The organism is Bacillus sp. EKM202B, assembly GCF_011066025.1.
In the GTDB taxonomy this organism is placed as follows: domain Bacteria; phylum Bacillota; class Bacilli; order Bacillales; family Bacillaceae_G; genus Bacillus_A; species Bacillus_A toyonensis.
Map to the genome: position 1 here is coordinate 1 of NZ_JAAMNK010000146.1, position 226 is coordinate 226.

Below are 226 nucleotides of genomic sequence, written 5' to 3' on the forward strand. Positions count from 1 at the left end.
TAACCACTCAAATTCTGCTTTGTATTTCGCAGGAGTGGGAAGCTTTTGTTTCTTTAGTTGATCCTTATCATCTTTATATTTTTCATACGCTTCTTTCCGTTCAGCTAACATTCTGTTATACACGAAACGTACACAACCGAAGGTTTTACGCATAAGATGTGCTTGGTCTTCTGTTGGATACAAACGGAATTTATATGCTTTATTCTGCTTTGTCATATCATTTCAC

At 35.8% G+C, this 226-nt stretch carries 1 protein-coding gene; it reads right to left on the reverse strand.

Going from position 1 to position 226, the window contains the following annotated elements; all coding sequences use genetic code 11:
• On the reverse strand, window positions 1-216 hold a 216-nt coding region (locus G9F74_RS29795; protein ID WP_165406452.1), incomplete at its 3' end, for a helix-turn-helix domain-containing protein.
• Between the last annotated feature and the right edge of the window lie 10 nt (window positions 217-226).